Origin of the sequence: Kribbella sp. HUAS MG21, from assembly GCF_040254265.1 — a bacterium.
Lineage (GTDB): Bacteria > Actinomycetota > Actinomycetes > Propionibacteriales > Kribbellaceae > Kribbella.
This window is the reverse complement of the sequence record NZ_CP158165.1, coordinates 1661573-1679636: the sequence shown is the minus strand read 5'-3', so window position 1 is coordinate 1679636 and position 18064 is coordinate 1661573. Positions and strand designations below refer to the sequence as shown.

The 18064-nt window shown below is 70.2% G+C and carries 18 protein-coding genes; 6 read left to right on the top strand and 12 right to left on the bottom strand.

Features of this window, described 5'->3' with window-relative positions:
* Window positions 1-39: 39 nt before the first annotated feature.
* The 7 genes from ABN611_RS08100 to alr all read right to left on the bottom strand — a co-directional run bounded on the left by ABN611_RS08100 (window position 40) and on the right by alr (window position 8217).
* Window positions 40-261 (bottom strand): formate dehydrogenase subunit delta, encoded by a 222-nt coding sequence (locus tag ABN611_RS08100; RefSeq protein ID WP_350279175.1) that lies wholly within the window; start codon window positions 259-261, stop codon window positions 40-42.
* The gene (fdhF, locus tag ABN611_RS08095; protein WP_350279174.1) at window positions 258-3107 is read right to left on the bottom strand and encodes a formate dehydrogenase subunit alpha; all 2850 of its coding nucleotides are present in this window, start codon (window positions 3105-3107) and stop codon (window positions 258-260) included. Before fdhF ends, ABN611_RS08100 begins: the two co-directional genes overlap by 4 nt.
* The gene (locus tag ABN611_RS08090) at window positions 3104-4813 is read right to left on the bottom strand and encodes an NADH-ubiquinone oxidoreductase-F iron-sulfur binding region domain-containing protein (RefSeq protein ID WP_350279173.1); all 1710 of its coding nucleotides are present in this window, start codon (window positions 4811-4813) and stop codon (window positions 3104-3106) included. Before ABN611_RS08090 ends, fdhF begins: the two co-directional genes overlap by 4 nt.
* On the bottom strand, window positions 4810-5304 hold the full coding sequence (locus ABN611_RS08085; protein WP_350279172.1) for an NAD(P)H-dependent oxidoreductase subunit E: 495 nt from the start codon (window positions 5302-5304) through the stop codon (window positions 4810-4812). Before ABN611_RS08085 ends, ABN611_RS08090 begins: the two co-directional genes overlap by 4 nt.
* A gap of 200 nt (window positions 5305-5504) precedes the next feature.
* Entirely contained in the window at window positions 5505-6125 is a 621-nt protein-coding gene (locus tag ABN611_RS08080) for a M15 family metallopeptidase (RefSeq protein ID WP_350279171.1), read from the bottom strand.
* Window positions 6122-7087, bottom strand: a complete 966-nt coding sequence (locus ABN611_RS08075; RefSeq protein ID WP_350279170.1) for a D-alanine--D-alanine ligase family protein — start codon at window positions 7085-7087, stop codon at window positions 6122-6124. The genes ABN611_RS08080 and ABN611_RS08075 overlap by 4 nt, the downstream gene beginning before the upstream one ends.
* Window positions 7084-8217, bottom strand: a complete 1134-nt coding sequence (gene alr, locus ABN611_RS08070) for an alanine racemase (RefSeq protein ID WP_350279169.1) — start codon at window positions 8215-8217, stop codon at window positions 7084-7086. The genes ABN611_RS08075 and alr overlap by 4 nt, the downstream gene beginning before the upstream one ends.
* 155 nt (window positions 8218-8372) lie before the next feature.
* On the opposite strand from alr, the gene ABN611_RS08065 reads away from it, so the two are divergent.
* Entirely contained in the window at window positions 8373-8915 is a 543-nt protein-coding gene (locus ABN611_RS08065; protein WP_350279168.1) for a CGNR zinc finger domain-containing protein, read from the top strand.
* On the opposite strand, the gene ABN611_RS08060 is transcribed toward ABN611_RS08065, so the two are convergent.
* The 3 genes from ABN611_RS08060 to ABN611_RS08050 all read right to left on the bottom strand — a co-directional run bounded on the left by ABN611_RS08060 (window position 8853) and on the right by ABN611_RS08050 (window position 11625).
* Window positions 8853-9530 (bottom strand): GNAT family N-acetyltransferase, encoded by a 678-nt coding sequence (locus ABN611_RS08060; RefSeq protein WP_350279167.1) that lies wholly within the window; start codon window positions 9528-9530, stop codon window positions 8853-8855. The genes ABN611_RS08065 and ABN611_RS08060 overlap by 63 nt on opposite strands.
* A gap of 40 nt (window positions 9531-9570) precedes the next feature.
* The gene (locus ABN611_RS08055; protein ID WP_350279166.1) at window positions 9571-10716 is read right to left on the bottom strand and encodes an ROK family transcriptional regulator; all 1146 of its coding nucleotides are present in this window, start codon (window positions 10714-10716) and stop codon (window positions 9571-9573) included.
* Window positions 10717-10920: 204 nt separating this feature from the next.
* Entirely contained in the window at window positions 10921-11625 is a 705-nt protein-coding gene (locus ABN611_RS08050) for a GAF and ANTAR domain-containing protein (protein WP_350279165.1), read from the bottom strand.
* Between the two features lie 142 nt (window positions 11626-11767).
* On the opposite strand from ABN611_RS08050, the gene ABN611_RS08045 reads away from it, so the two are divergent.
* From ABN611_RS08045 to ABN611_RS08025, 5 genes are all read left to right on the top strand, one after another.
* Entirely contained in the window at window positions 11768-12265 is a 498-nt protein-coding gene (locus ABN611_RS08045) for a SigE family RNA polymerase sigma factor (RefSeq protein WP_350279164.1), read from the top strand.
* Window positions 12262-12804: a hypothetical protein gene (locus ABN611_RS08040; protein WP_350279163.1), complete on the top strand. Its 543-nt coding sequence runs from the start codon at window positions 12262-12264 to the stop codon at window positions 12802-12804. The genes ABN611_RS08045 and ABN611_RS08040 overlap by 4 nt, the downstream gene beginning before the upstream one ends.
* A gap of 43 nt (window positions 12805-12847) precedes the next feature.
* Window positions 12848-14734 carry a Na+/H+ antiporter NhaA gene (gene nhaA, locus ABN611_RS08035; protein ID WP_350279162.1) on the top strand — a complete coding sequence of 629 codons (1887 nt, stop codon included), beginning with the start codon at window positions 12848-12850 and terminating at the stop codon, window positions 14732-14734.
* An 89-nt stretch (window positions 14735-14823) separates the two neighbouring features.
* Window positions 14824-15288, top strand: a complete 465-nt coding sequence (locus ABN611_RS08030; RefSeq protein WP_350279161.1) for a rhodanese-like domain-containing protein — start codon at window positions 14824-14826, stop codon at window positions 15286-15288.
* Window positions 15289-15400: 112 nt separating this feature from the next.
* Window positions 15401-16240, top strand: coding sequence for an SAM-dependent methyltransferase (locus ABN611_RS08025; protein ID WP_350279160.1), 840 nt, complete (start codon window positions 15401-15403; stop codon window positions 16238-16240).
* On the opposite strand, the gene ABN611_RS08020 is transcribed toward ABN611_RS08025, so the two are convergent.
* Window positions 16237-16737, bottom strand: a complete 501-nt coding sequence (locus ABN611_RS08020; RefSeq protein ID WP_350279159.1) for a tetratricopeptide repeat protein — start codon at window positions 16735-16737, stop codon at window positions 16237-16239. The genes ABN611_RS08025 and ABN611_RS08020 overlap by 4 nt on opposite strands.
* A gap of 7 nt (window positions 16738-16744) precedes the next feature.
* Window positions 16745-18025 (bottom strand): FAD-binding oxidoreductase, encoded by a 1281-nt coding sequence (locus ABN611_RS08015; protein ID WP_350279158.1) that lies wholly within the window; start codon window positions 18023-18025, stop codon window positions 16745-16747.
* Window positions 18026-18064: the final 39 nt, after the last annotated feature.

Sequence of the window (18064 nt, the reverse complement as noted above, 5' to 3'; positions counted from 1 at the left end):
CGTCGGGCCAGGCTGCCGGTGCCGATGGCGTGGGCTGGGTCACGACGGTGCCTGGAGTTGCTGGGCGGCCAGGGCTGCGGCGGGGTCGAGGTCTGTGGCGCCGGACTCGACGTGGGCGATCAGGGCGCGTTTCATGCGGGGGTCCCAGACGGCCTTCATGTGGTTGGCGATCGCGGTGGCGGCGTCCGCGGGCGCGCGGTGGGCGAACTGGGCCGCGATCTCGTTCGCCAACCGCACGTACGGCGGTACGCCGGCACTCATCGATTGCCCCCAGCAACAACCGGCTGACGAGCACCCTCCGCGCCCGCCGGCTCGCGGGCGCTTTCCGCGGACGCGGTTTCCGGGACGAGGTCGACCTGGACCGCGGTGACCTTGTACTCGGGGCAGTTGGTGGCCCAGTCGGAGTTGTCCGTGGTGACGACGTTCGCGCCGCTCACCGGATGGTGGAACGTGGTGTAGCAGACGCCGACCGGCATCCGGTCGGAGATCTTCGCGCGCAGTTCCGTCCGCCCGACCCGGCTCGACAGCGCGACCAGGTCGCCGTCGGAAACCCCGCGCACCTCCGCGTCGTGCGGATGGATCTCCAGCACGTCCTCGGGATGCCACGCCACGTTCGCCGTCCGCCGGGTCTGGGCGCCGACGTTGTACTGCGACAGGATCCGCCCGGTGGTGAGGATCAACGGGAAACGCCGCGTCGACCGTTCCGACGTCGGCACGTACACGGTTTCCATGAACCGGCCCTTGCCGCGCGTGAACTCGTCCTCGTGCATGATCGGCGTCCCCTCCGGGTGCTCGACGTTGCACGGCCACTGGATCGACCCGAGCTCGTCGAGCTTCCGGAACGAGACGCCCCTGAACGTCGGCGTGGTCAGCGCGATCTCGTCCATGATCTGCGCCGCCGAGTCGTAGTGCATCGGGTAGCCCATCGCCTGGGCGATCTCGCACACGATTTCCCACTCCTGCTTGCCGGTCCGCGGCGCCATGATCGGCCGGACCCGGTTGATCCGGCGTTCCGCGTTCGTGAACGTGCCGTCCTTCTCCAGGAACGACGTTCCCGGCAACAGCACGTGCGCGAACTTCGCGGTCTCGTTGACGAACAGGTCCTGGACGACGAGCAGGTCCAGCGCTCCGAGCGCCGCGAACACGTGCTGGGTGTTCGGGTCGGACTGCGCGATGTCCTCGCCCTGCACGAACAGCGCCCGGAACGTGCCGTCGATCGCGGCGTCGAACATGTTCGGGATCCGCAGGCCGGGCTCGTCGAGGATCGGCGTACCCCAGAGGTGTTCGTAGATCGAGCGGACGTCGTCGTCGGACACGTGCCGGTAGCCGGGCAGTTCGTGCGGGAAAGAGCCCATGTCGCAGGAGCCCTGCACGTTGTTCTGGCCGCGCATCGGGTTGACGCCGACGCCCGGACGGCCGATGTTGCCGGTCGCCATGGCGAGGTTGGCCATGCCCATCACCATCGTGGAGCCCTGGCTGTGCTCGGTGACGCCGAGGCCGTAGTAGATCGCGGCGTTCCCGCCGGTCGCGTACAGCCGGGCGGCCGCGCGGATCGTTTCCGCCGGCACTCCGGAAATTTCCGCAACGGCTTCCGGACTGTGTTCCGGCTGCGCGATGAACGCTTCCCAGGCCTCGAAGTCCTCGCACCGGCTCGCCACGAACTCCCGGTCCACCAGGCCCTCGGTGACCACCACGTGCGCGAGCGCGTTGACGATCGCGACGTTCGTGCCCGGCTGCAGTTCGAGGTGGTACGCCGCCTCGATGTGCGGCGTCCGGACCAGGTCGATGCGCCGCGGGTCGACCACGATCAGCTTCGCGCCCTGCCGGATCCGCTGCTTCATCCGGGAGCCGAACACCGGGTGCGCGTCGGTCGGGTTCGACCCGATCAGCAGGATCACGTCGGACTCGTCGACCGACCGGAAATCCTGGGTGCCGGCGGATTCCCCGAAGGTCTGCTTGAGGCCGTACCCGGTCGGCGAGTGGCAGACCCGCGCGCAGGTGTCGACGTTGTTGTTCCCGAACACCGCGCGGACCATCTTCTGGACGGCGTACACCTCTTCGTTCGTGGTCCGCGAGGAGGTGATCGCGCCGATCGAGCCCTGGCCGTGCTCCGCCTGGATCTCGCGCAGCCGGCGTGCAGTGAACGAGATCGCCTCCTCCCAGGAAACTTTCCGCCACGGTTCCGAAAGCGTGTTCCTGACCATCGGCTCGAGTACCCGGTCCGGGTGGCTCGCGTACCCGAACGCGAACCGGCCCTTCACGCACGAGTGGCCCTCGTTCGCCCCGCCGTTCTTGTACGGGACCATCCGGACCAGCTCGTCACCTCGCAGTTCCGCCTTGAACGAGCACCCGACGCCGCAGTACGCACACGTCGTCAGCACGGTCCGCGTCGGCATCCCGAGCTCGACCACCGATTTCTCCTGCAGCGTCGCGGTCGGGCACGCCTGCACGCACGCACCGCAGGAGACACAGTCCGACTCGAAGAACGACACCCCGGCACCGGCCGCCACCTTCGAGTCGAACCCGCGTCCCTCGATCGTCAGCGCGAGCGTTCCCTGGACCTCGTCACACGCGCGCACGCACCGCGAGCACGCGATGCACTTGGACGCCTCGAAGTCGAAGTACGGGTTGGAGGAATCGGTCGGCAGGTCCATGTGGTTCGCGCCGGCCTCGACGCCGGAGCCGTACCGGACCTCGCGGAGGCCGGTGACGCCGGCCATGTCCTGCAGTTCGCAGTCGCCGTTGGCCGAGCAGGTCAGGCAGTCGAGCGGGTGGTCGGAGATGTACAGCTCCATCACGCCGCGGCGGAGTTTCCCGAGCCGCTCGTTCTGCGTCCGCACCACCATGCCGTCCGCGACCGGCGTCGTACAGGAGGCAGGCGTACCGCGGACGCCGTCAATCTCGACCACGCACAACCGGCAGGATCCGAAGGCCTCCAGGTTGTCGGTCGCGCACAGTTTCGGTACGTCGACGCCGGCCTGCTTCGCCGCGCGCATCACCGACGTACCCGGTGGGACCTTCACCGGGACGCCGTCGACGGTCAGCTCGATGGTGGCCGCGCCGGGGCGGGCCGGAGTACCGAAGTCGGGCTCTTTCAACAAGGTCATGCCTGGAAGTCCTCTCCGAAATGGCGGACGGCACTGCGTACTGGCATCGGAGTGAGGCCGCCCATGGCGCAGAGCGAGCCGTCGGTCATCAGTTCGCACAGGTCCTCGAGCAGGACCAGGTTCTGCGCGCGGTCCGTGCCGGCAGTGCTGGTCAGGATCCGGTCGATGGTCTCGACGCCGCGGACCGCGCCGACCCGGCACGGCGTGCACTTGCCGCAGGACTCGGCCGCGCAGAACTCGAACGCGAACCGCGCCATCGCCGCCATGTCCACGGTCTCGTCGAACACCACGATCCCGCCGTGCCCGACCATCGCGCCGGCTGCCGCGAACGCCTCGTAGTCCATCGGCAGGTCGAACTGCTCGACCGGCAGGTAGGCGCCGAGCGGGCCGCCCACCTGAACGGCCCGCACCGGACGCCCCGACGACGTACCGCCGCCGAAGTCGTTCACCAGTTCGCCGAGCGTGATGCCGAACGCGGTCTCGACGATGCCGCCGCGCGCGACGTTCCCGCCGAGCTGGAAGACGCTGGTCCCGAGCGAGCGGCCGGTGCCATAGGCGGCGTACGCGGCGGCGCCGTTCGCCAGGATGGTGGGGATCGTTGCCAGCGACAACACATTGTTGACGACCGTCGGGCGGCCGAAGAGCCCTTCCAGCGCTGGGATCGGGGGTTTGGCGCGGACCATGCCGCGTTTGCCCTCCAGGCTCTCCAGCATCGAGGTTTCCTCGCCGCAGATGTAGGCGCCGGCGCCGACGCGGACGTGCAGGTCGAAACCGAACCCTGAGCCGAGGATGTCCGGCCCCAACCAGCCCGCCGCCCGCGCCAGCTCGATCGCCGCCTTCAGGGTGGCGACGGCGTCCGGGTACTCCGAGCGCAGATAGACGTACCCTTCCGCGGCGCCGACGGCGTACGCCGCGATGGTCATCCCCTCGATGAGCGTGAACGGGTCGCCTTCGATCAGCATGCGGTCGGCGTACGTGCCGGAGTCGCCCTCGTCCGCGTTGCAGCAAACGAACTTCAGGTCGGCGTCGGCGTTCAGCACGGTCCGCCACTTGATCCCGGTCGGGAAGCCGGCGCCGCCGCGCCCGCGCAGGCCGGAGTCGACAACCGTCTCGACAACCTCAGCTGGGTCCATCGCGAGCGCTGCCCGCAGCCCGGTTAGGCCGCCATGCGCCAGGTAGTCGGTCGTCGACAGTGGATCGACCACGCCGACCCTTTGGAAGGTCAGCCGCTGCTGCCGTTTCATCCACGGCAGTTCGTCCACCAGCCCGAGATACGGCCCGACCACCGCACCCTCGATCATCCCACCGGCGATCAGCCCGTCGACGTCCTCGGCCGCCACCGGCCCATACCCGACACGCCCCTCACCAGTCTCCACCTCCACCAACGGCTCCAACCACAACATCCCCCGCGACCCAGTCCGCACGACCGCGGAGGTGTCGTGGAGCGCGGCCAGGCGTTCGGCAACCTCGTCGGCCCCGACGGAGCGTGCAGCGGAGTCGCGGGGCACGAATACGCGGGTGGTGGGCTGGGCGGGAGCGTGCGAGTTGCCGAAGCTGGTCGCAGGAGCGCCGGTGTGCTGCGCCCCGGCCGTGGGAGCGTCCGTGTCGCCGGGCATCGGGGCGGGGGTGGCGGTCGTGGGACCGGCTGTGCCGGGCGCGCCGGTGGGTGTGGGGGTGGGGATGGGTGGGGGAGTTGGGTGGGTCATCGGGACTCCCCGAGGAGGGTGTTGAGGCGGGTGGGGGTTACTCGGCCGTGGAGTTTGGAGCCGACCTGGACTGTGGGGCCCAGCGCGCAGTTGCCGAAGCAGTAGATTTCTTCGAGGGTGATTCGGCCGTCGTACGTCGTTTCGCCGAAGTCGCAGCCGACGGTGCGTTTGGCGTGTTCCGCGAGTTCGACGGCTCCGACCGCGCGGCATGCCTCCGCCTGGCAGATCGCGACCGTGGTGCGGCCGGCCGCTGTCCGGCGGAAGTCCTTGTAGAACGTGACGACCCCGTGTACCTCGGCGACCGCGAGGTTCAGCACGTCGGCGATCACCGCGACGTCCGGCGGGTCGACGTACCCGAACTCCTCCTGGACCGCGTGCAGGATCGGGATCAGCGCGCCGCGCAGACCGCGGAGCTCCTCCGCGATCTCCCGCACTCGCTGGGCGCGCCCGGGGACCGGGACGGGGGCGGCGGCCACGACCTCACTCGTCATGTATACAACATTCCGTCGCCAATCCCGCCCAGTCAAAGCAACACTGCCTATCAGCTCATAGACGGCAGCTATCACTTCGAGCTGGTTACTGAACCGACGGACGGGTGGTGTCGGGCGGTCGGGTAGTGCACCTGAGCGTGGAGGCGTGAGTGCGTACGGCGTCTCGCCTCTGCACTACCCGTCGGTCGGTCCGCGGCGTCTCAGGTTCGGCTGTAGGCGGGCCCGTAGAGCGCGGCCGGTTGCTCCTCCTTGTAGGCCCAGTAGCGGTCGCCGTAGGACCAGTGCCACCACTCGGTGGGGTAGTTCACCAGTCCGGCGGCGGTCAGTACGTCGGCCAGCAGCGCGCGGTTGGTACGCGCCTCACGGCTGATGTTGGTCGCCGCGAAGAAGCAGGCGCCGTTGCTCTGCTCGGGTGTCGCGTCGATCGGCGTCCCCAGGTCGAGCGGTCCGTGGGCGCCCATCAGCGTCAGGTCGACGGCCGCGCCGGCCACATGCGGCGCCACCTCGATCGGCGAGACGAACCGGCTGGCCAGCACGTGGACTTCCGCGGCCGAGAGATCCGGATGCAGCTGCTGCAGTTCCGCGCAGTACCCGTCCCAGATCGCCTGCTGACTCGCGACCGGTCGCAGTCCTTCGACGACGTACAGCCGGATGCCCACGGGCAGGAAAGCGTCGGCCACAGCAAGCCGATCGGCCACGCTTTCCCGCGCGAACTGCCGGCCGGAAGTCAGCACGTCCCGCGTGTACAGGTCCACCAACGGTTCGCCGTTCTCGACCGCAGGAATACGTGTGATTCGCGCGTCGCTCAGTAGAACGGTCATCCGCGCGCCACCGCCGTACGGATCAGCGTGTCGACCACCTCGGCGTACGACAGCCCGGCCGCCGCCCACATCCGCGGAAACTGCGACGCCGGCGTGAAGCCGGGAAACGTGTTGATCTCGTTCACCACGACCGACCCGGTGCTCGTCACGAAGAAGTCCACCCGCGCCAGCCCTGCACATCCGAGCACCTCGAAAACCTCGATCGCCGTCCGCCGCAACCGCAAGGCCAACTCGGGATCGAGCGGAGCCGGTACGACGAATCGCGTCGCGCTGCTGTCGTACTTCGCCGTCGCGTTGAAGAACGGCTGCTCCGGATCGGCGTGGATCTCCAGCGCCGGCGCAGTCTCCACCCGCCCGTCGGGAAACTCCAGCACCGCGAGGTCGATCTCGCGGCCCACGACCTCGCGTTCCACCAGGACGTTCGGATCGAGCGCCGCGGCGTCCGCGATCGCGGTCAGCAGGGCCGGAAGGTTCCCGGCGCGCGTCACCCCGAAGCTCGACCCGCCGTTGGCCGGCTTGACGAACAACGGAAAGTCCAGACCGGCGAGCTTGAGCTTCTGCAATGCGGCCTCGGTGTCGGTGAGGTCGGCGCCGCGCAGCGTGATGCCCGGCGTGACAGGGATCCCGTGAGCTGTCAGAACAGACTTGGTCAGGTGCTTGTCCAGCCCGACCGCGCTCGCCGCGACCCCGCTGCCGACGTACGGAACGTGCAGCTGGTCGAGGAACCCCTGCAACCGGCCGTCCTCGCCGCCCTCGCCGTGCAGCGCCGGGATCGTGACGTCACACGCCTGCAGGATCTCGATCGCCTCGTGCTGCCCGTCGACCCAGTTGCCGTCGGCATCGATGACCAGCGGGATCGCCGTGTGGCCGAGGACCTCGACCGCCTTCGCGATGCCCCGGCCGCTCGCCAGCGACACCTGGTGCTCCGGGCTCGCGCCACCCATCACCACCGCGACCTTCATCGCTGCTCCTCGTACCGTCGGGGCACCCGGTTGCCGATGCCGCAGTAGATCTCGTGCGGAATGGTCCCGGCCCAGTCCGCCCAGTCGGCGGCGGTCGGTTCGCCCGCGGAGCCGTCGCCGAACAACGTCACCGGCTCACCGGGCTCGACCGCGACATCCCCTGCGTCGACCACGAACTGGTCCATCGCGATCCGTCCGGCCACCGGCATCCGGACGCCGCGGCACTGCACGCTCGCCCGTCCCGCGGCGACCCGCGGAATGCCGTCGGCGTACCCCATCGGGACCAACGCGACCGTGGTGTCCCGGTCGGCGACGAAGTCGTGCCCGTACGAAACCCCTTCGCCGGCGCGGATCCGGCGTACCTGGGCCACCTTGCTCACCAGCCGCATCGCCGGCCGCAGCCCGATGCCGAGCTCGTCGATCCCGTACAGGCCGGCCCCGATCCGCATCAGGTCGGTGTCCGGTGCGTCGAGGGTGACCGCACCGGACGAGTTCGCCAGGTGTACGACGTCCGGCCGGAGCCCGGCGCGCCGTGCGAGACCCACCCCGGTCCGCAGGAGCTGGAGTTGTCGCGTGCTCTGCACGGCGTCGGCGGAGTCGCCGTGCGAGAGGTGCGACCAGATCCCGCGGACCGTGACGGCGCCGAGCGCCTCGTAGTGCGCCGCCGTTCGGGTGAGCTCGATCCAGTGGTCAGGTGCACTGCCGGCCCGGTGCAAGCCGGTGTCCAGCTTCAAATGCACGTAGTGGACGGATGGAGTGGACACGACCCGCTGGAGTTCGGCGACGGAGGAAACGCTGACGTCGACCTCCACGTCGCCGAGGAAAACGAGTTCCGAAACGTCGTACAGCCAGCACAGGATCGGTACCCGCAGACCGGCCGCGCGCAGTTGCAGCGCCTCGTCCGCGTGCGCGACCCCGAGCCAGCCTGCGCCGGCTTCCACGGCCGCGCGGGCGACCGGTACGGCGCCGTGCCCGAAGGCGTCGGCCTTCACGACGGCCATCACGTTCTGGCCGACTCGTCGCCGGAAGGTGCGGACGTTGTCGCGGACGGCGGACAGGTCGACGACGGCTTCCGACAGTCCGGTGATCCCACGTGCTGCCGGGCGGTGGCGGGACTGAACCAGGTACATGCCAGTCATTGTTGTTTCCGGCAACGATCCGGATCATCGGAGCGCGGGCGGATGTGCGCGGGCGGTGCCTACGACCGTGGTATGACGGGCCTCATCCGGAGGAAGGAAATCCCCGGTGGCGGCGAACTTTCCGGCCCTCCGCGATACTGGGGCCCGTGGAGGCGACCGATCATCTGAAGGATTCGCTGCTCGCGGCCGTCGAGCTGGCCAACGTTTTCGGGGCGCACTACCGCCAGGGACGCCCGGCGCCGGCCCCGGACGCGGCCGCCGTACAGGCCGCGCTCCGCCTCACCACGAACCGGGAAATCGCTGTCGATCCCGCGGACTACGAGTCCGGCGGAAAGATCCTGTACGACGCCCTGTCCAGCTTCCCGGACGTCGATCGCGCGGCCGAACTGGTGAACACGATGCTCCGCGAGACCCAGGCCGCGCCGCAGCTGGTCCGCGACCCGGGAGCACCGTGGCACCTGCACTTCGGCAGCCCGGGGGAGGCGACGGGTTGGCTGGCCGAGTTCGCCACCGCGGTGGCGATGCTGCTCGGGAGCGAGCACGTGGAGCGCCTCAGGCAATGCGCGGCCGTCCGGTGCGACGGCCTGTTCCTGGACGCGACCCGCAACCGCACGCAGCGGTTCTGCTCAACCGCCTGCCAGAACCGCACCAAGGTCGCCGCCCACCGCGCCCGCCCCAGCAGTCCCTGAGGCCGTCACCATCGTCGCCTCGGACGACCAGTCGAGCTTGCGGTAGAGGTGGAAGCCGTCGGTCGTCGCCATCAGTAGACCCGTCCGGCTGCCGCGCTCGATCGCCCGCTGCGCCAGTGCGCCCATCACCACGCTGCCGAGCCCGCGCCGCCGATGCGCCGGATCGGTCTGGATGTCGTGCATCACCGCGTCCGCCCCGACGATCCCCATCATCCCGTGGGCCGCGACGCCGCCGTCCGCGCTCAGCAGCCGCACGTACTCGAGCGCTCCGTCGGTCGTCCGCTCCAGGCGGTACGAGTCATTGACCGGCTGCGGGTGCTCGTGGACGTCGACCGCCATCAGGGTCCGGCGCTCGTCGAGCAACTGCCCGCCGGCGGCCGCGAGCTGCCCGGCGACGCGGTCGCCGTCGTGGGTGGTGACGGTCAGCCAGGTACCCACGGGCAGGTCCGCCGCCAGCCGGTCCACGGTCGCCGGGTCATCGGTCCGCGCGAACCATTCACGTTCACGTCCGGGAAGTCGCAGTACGGCGAGATAGGCGTCGTCGTACTCCGTCACCGGTTCCAGGCCGCGGCACAGCCGCCAGCCCGCCAGCCATCGCCTCACGAGGTGGTCCATGGCCTCGAGTGTAACTGTTTATTTGAGATTAGCCAGTTACCTATGAGGTGCCGAGGACGAAGGTCTGGATCGCGACGACGGCGGCGCCGCGGGCCCACTCGCTGAAGTCGGCGGGCTGCAGGACCATCGGCAGCTCGGCCGCCGACGGGTGCCGGTCGGCGTGCAGGCCGGCCAGCAGCTCCTCGTGCGCCACCTCGGCCAGCCGGACGCCCTCGCCGCCGAGCACGACCAGCTCCGGCATCGTGAAGTTCGCGGCGGCGGCGATCAGCTTGCCGAGGGCGCGGCCGGCACGCCCGACGATCTCGCGCGCGACCGGATCGCCTTTGGCCGCGAGGTCGAGAGCTTCGTCGTACCCGACCTCCCGGCCGAGCGCCGTACCGAGCTGGCCGGTGATCGCGCCGACTGTCAGCAGGCTGAGCGCGCAACCGCGGTGCCCGCGGTCGCAGAGCGGGCCGTTTGGGATCAGCGGGTAGTGCCCGATCAGGCCGAGCGTGACGTCCGGGCTGTCGACGACCTGGTTGTGGACGACGAGCCCGTAGCCGACGCCGGCGCCGATCGTGACCAGGACGAAGCGGTCCGAGTTCCGGCCGGCGCCGAACCAGTGCGTCGCCTCGGTCAGCGACGTCAGGTCGTTGGCGAGCACGATCGGGACGCTGGTGTGCGCGGCGAGGATCTCGCCGAACGGTACGTCGACCCAGTTCAGGTACGGGCCCCAGCGGACCTCGGAGCGGTTCGCCACCCGGCCGCCGATCGAGACGCCGAGCCCGGTGAGCGGCCGGCCGCCGGGGACCTGGAGCCGCAGCTCGTCGGTGAGCTCGAGGACCAGGTCCGCGACCGCGGACGGGGTCGGATCGGTGATCGGGTGCTCGGCGCTCGCCAGCACGTCGGCGCGCAGCGTCGTGAGGACGCCGATCGCGGAGTCGCCGGTGAGCTTGATGCCGACGAAGTGGTGCGCGTCCGCGTCCAGGTCGAGCGGCTGCGACGGCCTGCCGACGCGCGCGTCGGTCGGGCCGCCCTCGACCTCGACCAGCAGGCCGGACTCGACCATCGGCTTCGTCAGCCGGGTCAGGCTCCCGGGCGACAGGCCGACGCGGCGGGACAGCTCGGCACGCGACAACGGCCCGTCCAGCAGGATCTCCAGCGCCACCTGCCGCGAGGGCCCCGCCAACGGCCGCCACTCACCCATGGCGCCAGACTAACCCGGGCGCGACGGGCCGAACCGGAGTGATCCGGGTGCGGACAGGCGTGCGATCCGGGGTGGGGAGGGGTGAGACGCCGGGACGTGACCCGGTCCGCGGTACTGGCCGCACAAGTCCCGGCGTCAGGCTCCACCTCGCAGTATGCAACGGTTCTGGAGACCCGGCGGCGGGACAACGGTGTCAGATTCCGGTCAGTGCGGAAGCCTGCGCGTATCGATCAGGTGTTGCGCGACGTCGCGCAGTTTGGTGTTGGTGTCCTGCGAATAGCGCTTGAGGATCGCGAACGCCCGGTCGCCGTCCACGTCGAAGCGCTCCATCAGGATCCCCATCGCCTGACCGACCAGCTTCCGCGCGTCGACCGCCTGCGCCATCGTCTCCTCCTGCCGCGCGGACGCCACCGCGACCGACGCGTGCTGCGCGAGGATGTGCGCGATCGCCTCGTCGTCCGTGCTGAACGCTTCCGGCTGCTCGCTGTACAGCCCGAGCACACCGACCGTGGTTCGCGGTGTGTCACCGGTCGCCAACGGTACGTCGAGAACGCTGCGGATCCCGAGCCCCGAGATCGTCGTCCCCAGCTCCGGCCAGCGGTCCTCGGTCGTGGTGTCCCGGATCGCGACGATCGTGCGCTCGCGCAGTGCCGTGATCAGTGGACCGGCGCCGGTGCTGATCTGGGATTCGTACAGGTTCGTGACGAGCGAGTCGGTCACCGCCGCGATCTCCGCGCGCGAACCGCGGGTGTAGAGCGCGACGCCGGCGTACTTGCAGTTCAAGGCCTGCAGCGCGAACTGCACGACGGCGTCGACGGTCTCCTCGACACCGGGCGCGTCGTGCAACTCGATCGCCAGCCGGGCGAACGTGTCCGCCGAGTTGGCGAGATCAGGCTCGGTCACGCACATCTCCAGGGCAGGGGTTCCGGTCGGGCAGAGTAATCATGCATTCCCGGGGACGTGGAGCGTTAGCGGAAGATCATTTCCGGTAGGCCCCAACGTCGAAGGGTGGTTGTTCGTCTGGGGAGGTGAGAGGACGGGCGGTGGTGGGGTGGCTGACTGGGAGCGGGCTTTCCGGGCGTTGCTGGCGACGCGCGGCGACGCGTTGCGCGGGTACGCGTACCTGTTGACCGGGGATCCGGCGAGCGCGAGCGACCTGGTGCAGGAGGCGCTGACGCGGGTCTTCGGGCGGCGGCGGGTCGGGGAGGACATCGACAAGCTCGAGGCGTACGTCCGGCGCGCGATGCTGAACCAGTACGTCGACAGCCGCCGGCGGCTCAAGCGCTGGAACGCGACGCGGCACCTGCTGGTCGATCCGCCGCATCATGACGACGACCGGCTCGCGGTGGCGGACGACGTACGGCGGGCGCTCGGGACGTTGTCGCCGCGGCAGCGAGCGTGTGTCGTCCTGCGGTACTACGAGGACCTGACCGTGGCCGAGATCGCCGACCAGCTCGGCTGCGCCGAAGGCACCGTGAAACGTCATCTGGCCGACGCCCGCGCGAAACTCGCGCCGCAGCTCGGCGTCACCGAGGAGAGTGCCCCATGAGCGACCTGCGAGAACTGCTCCGTACGACGGCCGCGGAGGGCGGCGAGGCCGTCGAGCTCGCGGAAGACGCGGTCGTCGCCCGGATCAGCCGGCGGCGGATCCGCAACCGGCGGTTCGCGGTGGGCGGCGTGGCGCTGGCCGCCGCGGCGGTGATCGCGGGTACGACGTGGGTCGTGCGACCGGCCGACGAACAACCACCGGCTGCGGGTGCACCGCCACGGATCGTCCGGTCCGACTCGGACGTACCCGGCGGGATGGAGGCCGGCCTCCACGCCACGTTGACCGCCGACGCGCGTGGGTGCGTGCGGGCGGGTTCGGGGCCCGAGGCGACCACGCTCGTCTGGCCCCGGGGGTACACGGTCCGGGGCGACGCCGAGTCGTTCGAGATCCTGGACGCCGCGGGCAGCGTGGTCGCACGCTCAGGTGTGCCGCTCGCCATCGCCGGCGGCGGCGTCAGCTTCCAGGACTCCTGGACCGGACGGGACTGTCTCGGAACCGGAGGGCTGTTCCTCGTCAGCTACCTGCAGCCCACCCGTTGATCACGCCGCGGGCGTGTCAGCGGCCGCGGTTACAGTTCGGGGTATGGCGGACGTCTCCGGTCTGTTGGGTGGGCGGACCAACTGGCGGCGGGAGTTCGCGGCGCCTCTGCGCGCGTTCCTGCGAACCGAGGCGGGGAGTTCCGGCGTCCTGGCGGCGGCCATCGTGGTCGCGTTGCTGTGGGCCAACGTCGCTCCGGGGCTGTACGACGAGGTGTGGCGGACCGAGCTGTCCATCGGGCTCGGGCCCGACGAACTCGGGCTGGATCTGCGGGAGTGGATCAACAGCGGCCTGATGACGCTGTTCTTCCTGGTCGTCGGTCTGGAGGCGCGGCGCGAGTTCGACCTCGGCGACCTGCGGGACCGGAGCCGGCTCGTGCTGCCGATGCTCGCGGGCGTCGCCGGGATGGTCGCGCCGGTGCTGATCTACCTGGCGTTCAACGCCGGCGGACCAGGCGGGCACGGCTGGGGTGTCGCGATGTCGACCGACACGGCGCTCGCACTCGGTCTGCTCGCGCTGGTCGGCCGCGGCGTGCCGGACCGGGTGCGGGTGTTCCTGCTGACGGTGTTCGTGGTCGACGACCTGCTCGCGCTGATCGTGATCGCGGTCGTCTACAGCGAGAACATCCAGCTGATGCCGCTGGCGCTCGCGATCGGCGCGTTCGCCGTCGTCCTCGCGCTGTCGGTGTTCCGCGTCCGGAAACCCTGGATCTACGTCGTCCTCGGCGTACTGATGTGGGCCGCGCTCCTGCGGAGCGGCGTCGACCCGGTCGTCGCCGGTCTCGCGATCGGGCTGACCGCTCCGGCGTACTCGCCCGGCCGGGAGGAGCTGGAGGAGGCGACCGGCCGGTTCCGGCTGTTCCGCGAGCAGCCGACGCCGGAGCTGGCGCGGTCCGCGACCATCGGCCTGACCACGACGATCTCGCCGAACGAACGCCTGCAGTACCTGTACCACCCGTGGACCAGCTACCTGATCGTCCCGCTCTTCGGGCTCGCGAATGCGGGGGTGACGATCGACGCCGCGTTCCTCGGGCGGGCATTCACGTCGCCCATCACGCTCGGCATCCTGCTCGGGTACGTCGTCGGCAAGCCGGTCGCGGTGATGACCGTGTCGTGGCTGCTCGACCGCGTCACCCGCGGCCGGATCCGGCCGATCGTCGGCTGGGCGGCGGTGGCCGGCAGCGGGACGATCGCCGGCATCGGGTTCACCGTCTCGTTGCTGATCGCAACGATCGCGTTCGAGGGGCCGGAGCTGGCCGAGGCCAAGGTCGGGTTGCTGTCCGCGGTGGTCGTCGCGTCGGCGCTGACCTGGGCGGTGTTCCGCGCGGCCAAGCTGCTGTCGCCGCCGCGGAAGGCGCTCGCGCTGCTCGGCGACGCGGAGCAACTCGTCGACCTGACCGACCCGGTGGATCCCGAGCGGGACCACATCCGCGGGCCGGAGACGGCGTCGGTGACGCTGGTCGAGTACGGCGACTTCGAGTGTCCGTACTGCGGGATCGCCGAGCCCGTCGTACGGGATCTGCTGCAGGACGACGACCTGCGCTACGTGTGGCGGCACCTGCCGCTGTCCGACGTCCATCCGCGAGCCCAGATCGCGGCTGAAGTATCGGAGGCGGCGGCCGCGCAGGGAGCCTTCTGGGAGATGCACGACCTGCTGCTCGCGAATCAGGACAAGCTCCAGCCGCAGGACCTGCTGGGCTACGCGGAACAGCTCGGTTTGGACACCGATCGGTTGCACGACGACGTGAAGCGGCACGTCGCCGCCGCCCGCGTGGCCCTGGACGTCGAGTCCGCCGACACCAGCGGCGTCTCCGGCACCCCGACCTTCTTTGTCAACGGCCAGCGCCACTACGGCGCCTACGACCTGGAAACCCTCAAACAGGCGATCAAGGTCGCCCGCGCCCGCGCGAAGATCGCTCCACGGCGTGGCTGAATCTTGCTGCACTAGGGCATTTCTGCCACTTTCGCCGTAGTGCGGGATGGCTGACGCTGGTGGCTCCTGGACGAGTGAGGAGACTGTGGATGAAGGACTCTGTGGTGCTGCGGACGCCGGCTGCCGGGCGCGAGGCCGCTGTGGCGCATTTTGCGGGGCGGCTTTCGCTCGAGGTGGACCCGGCTGACGTGGCCGCGGACATCGGCGCCGGGGCGCTCGACGGGTGGGTGCTGGTCGACAGCCGCAGTCAGGAGAGCTGGGACCAGGGGCATCTGCCCGGGGCGATCCACCTGCCGCATCGCGAGATCCCGGACCGGGCCGCGGACGTCGTACCGGACGGGGTGACGGTGGTGACGTACTGCTGGGGGCCTGGCTGCAACGGCGCGACCCGGGCGGCGCTGGCGTTCGCGCGGCTCGGGTATCCGGTGAAGGAGATGATCGGCGGATTCGAGTACTGGGTGCGCGAGGGCGGGCCGATCGTGACCGCGGACGGGACCGAGCGGCGCGCGTCCGATCCGCTGACCGCGCCACGCGGCGTGGCGTGCGCGTGCTGAAACCCTTGTGGATACTGAGTTTTACGAACTTCGAACGGGCCGTTGTGTAACGCTGACTCTCCGTAGGTTAACCTCAGACCGGATGTGCGCCCCCACGACGTGAGGTGACAGTGTGACCGATCAGCCGGTGTACGACGGCGTGGTCGCGCACGGGATCGACACCTCGCGGCCGAGCGGCCCGCGGGTCTATGACTGCCTGCTCGGCGGCAAGGACAACTACGAGCCGGACCGCGAGTTGTGCCGGCAGATCACGAAGGTCGCGCCGGAGGCCCCGGAGTGGGCGCGGGCGAACCGGCGCTGGCTCGCGGAGGTCGTCACCTGGCTGACCGCGGAGGCCGGGGTCCGGCGGTTCGTCGACGCCGGCTGCGGGCTGCCGACGGCCGAGAACACGCACCAGATCGCCCGCCGGACGAATCTGCACTCCTCGGTGATCTACGTCGACAACGACCCGTCCGTGGTCATCCACGGGCGGGCGTTGCTGCTCGACAACGACCGCACGCAGTTCGTCGCGGCCGACCTGACCCGGCCGAAGCACGTGCTGGCGGATCCGGCGATCGCCGATCTGCTCGGTGCCGGCCAACCGGTCGCGCTGGTCCTGGGGCTCGTGCTCGACCACGTCGCCGACTTCGAGAAGACCCGGAAAATCGTGCGCACGTACGTCGACGCGCTGCCGTCCGGGTCCTACCTCGCGATCACGCACGCCTGCAAGCCGGGTGACGGCGGGCCGGTCGACGCGTTGGTGACCGAGCTGTCCGAGAAGGTGCGGCCGGCGTTCCCGGACCTGACGTTCCGCTCGGTCGAGCAGATCACGGCGCTGTTCGACGGGACCGAGATCTTCGCGCCGGGCGTCGTCCGGCTGTCCGAGTGGCACGTCCCGGGCGGCCGGGTCGACGAGGAGCCGCCGGCCGACGTCCGTGAGGTCGTGTACGGCGGCCTCGCCCGGAAACGCTAGAGCCCGGCTAGGTAGTCGGCGTTGCCGCGGATCGCCGCCTCGTAGCGCTTGATCTCCGCGGAGTCGACCTTGTCCGCGATCACCAGCAGCAGCGTGGCCAGCGCCTTGTCCTTGTGCCCGGCGGCTTGCAGCGTGAGCGCCTTGAAGACCCGCAGCGAGTCCGACTCCGGGTACTCGGCACACGCCTGCTTGAACACCGCGAGCGAGTCGTCGAAGCGGTGCAGGTTGCGCAGCGTGCTCCCGTACTGCAGCAGGCACTTCCGCCGCGTCTCCCCGGTCAGCCCGGGCAGGGCGCGCTCGTAGTACCCGATCGCCTTCTCCTCCTGCCCGGCGGTGTCGTACGACCCGCCGACCTCGTACAGCACGTACGGGTTGTCCGGATACTCGGTCAGCAGCCGCTCGAAGAACGCGATCGTCGGTCCCATGTTCGCCCGGTCCCGGCGCGCGAACGCTTCCTCGATCGTTGCCGCGAGCTCCGGCGTGAGTTGGTCGGTCACACCTCCATCATGCCGCGCCGCCGGTGGCGGCCGGCCTGATGTTCTGGTTCAGGTGGAAAACGTTGGCCGGGTCGTACGCCGTCTTCAGCGCCACCAGCCGCTCGAGCTTCGCGGGCGGGAACGCGCGCTGGATCGGGTCGTCGTTCAGCGTGTTCACGTAGGCCCCGTGCGCGTACGGCGCCAGCGCCGCGGCGTACCCGCGCAACGCGGAGATCCGGGCCTCGTCCTCGGCCGGGTCCTCCCAGCGCGTCGCGGTGACGAACTCGAACTGTGTGTCCCGGTGGCTGAACGCGGCCGCCTCGTCCGGTACCTCGGCGATCGCCCCGCCGTACGCCTGCAGGCTCGCGCCGACGCCGGGGTTGTCCAGCAGCGCGCGGATCGCCTCGTCGGGCAGCGACTTGAAGTAGTGCCCCTTCCAGTACCGCCGGAACCGGTGCCCCTGCACGTTGTCCTCGCGCGTCTGCAGGAACAGGTACGTCGTCTCGTCGACCAGCTCGTTCGTGACGGGACCGAGCGCGCGGAACGCGGGCAGCAGCTCCTCGCCGCCGTCGCCGACCCAGATGTACCCGACCGTCAGCGAGTCGCCGGTGATGTTCGCGGTGAACGTCGCCTCCCGCGGCGCGGTGGCGTTCAGCTCCCGCCAGCCCCGCAGTACCTCGAAACCGTTTTCCTTCGGGTAGCCGAACTCGACGATCAGCGCCCGCGTCCCGGTCTCGTGCAGCTGGAACTCGAAGGACGTGACGATCCCGAAGTTCCCGCCGCCGCCTCGCAGGCCCCAGAACAGCTCGGCGTTCTCGTCAGCGCTCGCCCGGACGACGGTCCCGTCCGCCGTCACGACCTCGTACGAGAGCACGTTGTCGCAGGACAGCCCGTACTTCCGCGCCAGCCAGCCCATCCCGCCGCCGAGCGTCAGGCCGCCGACGCCGGTGTGCGAGACGTTCCCGGCGGTCGTCGCCAGGCCGTACTCCTGCGACGCCTTGTCCAGCTCACCCAGCAACGCGCCGCCCTGCACCCAGGCCCGCCGTGCCTCCGGATCCACCCGGACCTCGTTCATCGGCGTCAGGTCGATCATCAGGCCGCCCTCGGGGACGGCGAGCCCGGCGATGTTGTGCCCGCCGCAGCGGACCGCGATCTCCAGGTCGTGCTCGCGGCCGAACCGCACGGCCTCGGCCACGTCCGCGGTGCTCGCGCACCGGGCGATCACGGCCGGGCGGCGGTCGATCATCGCGTTCCACACGGTGCGCGCCTCGTCGTAGCCGGCGTCGCCGGTGCGCAGGTACTCGGTCATCGGTGTCAGCTCCTCGGAAGTGGTCTGTCCCATAACCCT